Origin of the sequence: Secundilactobacillus collinoides DSM 20515 = JCM 1123 (genome assembly GCF_001435975.1) — a bacterium.
Classification (GTDB): Bacteria; Bacillota; Bacilli; order Lactobacillales; family Lactobacillaceae; genus Secundilactobacillus; species Secundilactobacillus collinoides.
In genome coordinates this window covers 1-2,315 of record NZ_AYYR01000006.1, presented here as the reverse complement: position 1 = coordinate 2,315, position 2,315 = coordinate 1, and the positions used below count along the sequence as shown (strand labels likewise).

Below are 2,315 nucleotides of genomic sequence, written 5' to 3'. Positions count from 1 at the left end.
AATGATCGGAGCCGCAATCCGAATCGCTTTTGCGCCCCGGTTGACGGTGCGGTTAAAAGCCTTCTGCCATTGCTTAAAACCGGCGACTTGAGTGGCTTGAGGATTTTGCGCATAAATTAAATCAATGTTTCTGGCGCTATAACGATGAAATTTAGCCAGGGTATTGAGGTACTTTTTAAATTGGTCACTATCGGTTAATTTTAGGATTTGTTGTTCAGCCTGGGCGACTAATTGTGCTTTCCAAGCCTTAACATCTGCTTTATTTGGCATAAGTTACCCCTCCTCATCTTCAAAAATATCATTCAGTGTCGGCACTAATCTTATTTGAATCGGGGTCGTGGCATAAAGGGCAACGTAGCCATCGACTAATTTTTGCCAGGCCACTTGATAATAAGCCCCATTTCCAGTAATCTCTTTTAAATACTTGTAGGGTTCTTTAGCCTGCAAAACCGGTAATTCACTCCCTATGACTGCTAATTCGTTATCCATTTCATGCTCTCCTTTGCTCTGCTAATCTCACCCGTTGTTTAGGTTTACTTTTGGGGTTATCAAAGTGAACCTAAGCCACGGGTTCACCAACCGGAACGTAGTGTCGAGCGGTAGGTAAGGTCTAATCGAAATCAAAACTTAATTTATGACCGGCAAGCTTTAACTTGGCGGCAAACGACTTTCCCTTTTTGCTCTTGAAACCCTTTAACTTGTTGGTTTCCCCTTTGGTGACCAGCGTTTTAATTGCGGTCTTACCAAGCGTCTTGCTACTCCATTTCTTAGGTAAGGTAAAATCTTCACCTTGCTTGGGCTTCACAATGTAAAACTTCTGTTTATTTAAAACGGTCGCTTGCGGTGTTTCTAAGAATACTTCGGCGGCTTTTTGTGCTTGCTGTTGGTGATCGATTTGTTGCTTAATGGCTGCACTGCCAGTCAATTGCGTGGGAACATCAGCAATCAATTTTTCCACGAACTTTTTGATTTGGTTCAAAAAGTTATCCGGGGTGCGTTCTTCGGTACTGATTTGTTGTAACGCTTGCTCCCATTTCGCTGTCATCTCTGGGCTAGTTAGCAAGGGTTCGAGTTCGACCGCTTTACATAATGTGATCCCAGCTTCACTGACGTGGAGTTTGTTCTTTTCAGTGACGAGATACCCGCGTTTCTTTAACACTTCTAGCACATTGGCCCGGGTCGCACTTGTCCCAATTCCTTGCACGTCTTTGAGAATCGCCTGGGCTTCTTCATCATCAAGCGTTTTACCGGCCGTCTTCATGGCTGTGATTAATGTCCCTTCGGTAAACGGTACTGGTGGGGTCGTTTCTTTTTGCGGCGTTTGCAGATTTGCTTGAACTTGGTCGCCTTGGTGAACGATTGGTAGGGTGGCTGCCTCTTGCTGGTCGGCTTTGTGATCATCAAATAAAACTTGCCAACCTTGCTTAGTTGGGACCTTACCCGTTGCTTTAAAATTGGCGTCGCCAACTTGGGTAATAATGATGGTTTCTTCATACTCGTAAGGATCAGCAAACATCGCTAACGTCGTTCTCAAAACCAAATCATAGACCTGTTGCTGTAATTTAGGTAAGCTGGCCAGTTTCTCTTTCGTCGGGACGATTTTAGTCATGATAATGGCGTAGTGTTCTTCAACCTTTTTCCCATTGACATAACGCTTATTTGGCGTGGTATTGGTTAAAGCGATTTGCTTAGAGACTAACCCCAGATACTTCGTCAGATTAGCCACTAAATACTCAAATTCTTCATCAGTGATATAAGCACAATCGGTGCGGGGATAACTGAGTAGTTTGTCTTCGTATAAACTCTGAATGGCCGCCAAGGTTTGGCTGGCACTGGCATGATACCGTTTATTCATGGCACTTTGCAGACTGGATAGCGAGAATAGTTGGGGACTAGCACGCTTTTTAGCCTGGTTTTGAATGCCCTTTATTAAACCAGCCTGTGAGCCTTTCTGAACGTGTTTAGCTTGCATGAATGTCATTAGCCCTGTTTCGTCTTTAAATCGCTGATAGGGGTCTAATTTTGCGACGAATTTTTGCTAATTAGCAAGAATTTCAGCATTTAGTTCAAAATAGGGTTTCGGCTTAAAGGTTTTGTTTACCTGGTCTCTTTGATAGACCATACACAAGGCTGGCAGCTATACGTAACTAATCGAGCACGCTCTACGTACCAAATTTTTCTCAATATAAAATACATTATGGGCTACCATTCATACCAATTAACCAGTCGCTAATTTTGTGATTACAAGTGCATGCCCCCATCTTCATGCCGGTTTCGAGTTTGGTGTTGCCGTTGCTTTTTCGTCATTTCCCACT

The 2,315-nt window shown here is 43.5% G+C and carries 2 protein-coding genes and 2 pseudogenes; all 4 read right to left on the bottom strand.

The genetic code is table 11. The features are described 5' to 3' along the window. Positions 1-270: ArdC-like ssDNA-binding domain-containing protein (locus FC82_RS00725; protein WP_235809143.1), on the bottom strand; the 270-nt coding region annotated here is incomplete at its 3' end. Positions 271-273: 3 nt separating this feature from the next. Continuing rightward, complete coding sequence (locus tag FC82_RS00720) at positions 274-489, bottom strand: hypothetical protein (protein ID WP_054762702.1); 216 nt, start codon at positions 487-489, stop codon at positions 274-276. A gap of 121 nt (positions 490-610) precedes the next feature. Continuing rightward, positions 611-2,267: pseudogene (locus FC82_RS00715) on the bottom strand (type IA DNA topoisomerase). Next, positions 2,242-2,315, bottom strand: a pseudogene (locus FC82_RS17440) (conjugal transfer protein TraA); the annotation flags it as partial. The pseudogenes FC82_RS00715 and FC82_RS17440, both read right to left, overlap by 26 nt.

Excerpts from the sequence above, each read along its gene's own strand:
- FC82_RS00720 (WP_054762702.1), bottom strand. The coding sequence starts at position 489 with ATGGATAACGAATTAGCAGTCATAGGGAGTGAATTACCGGTTTTGCAG.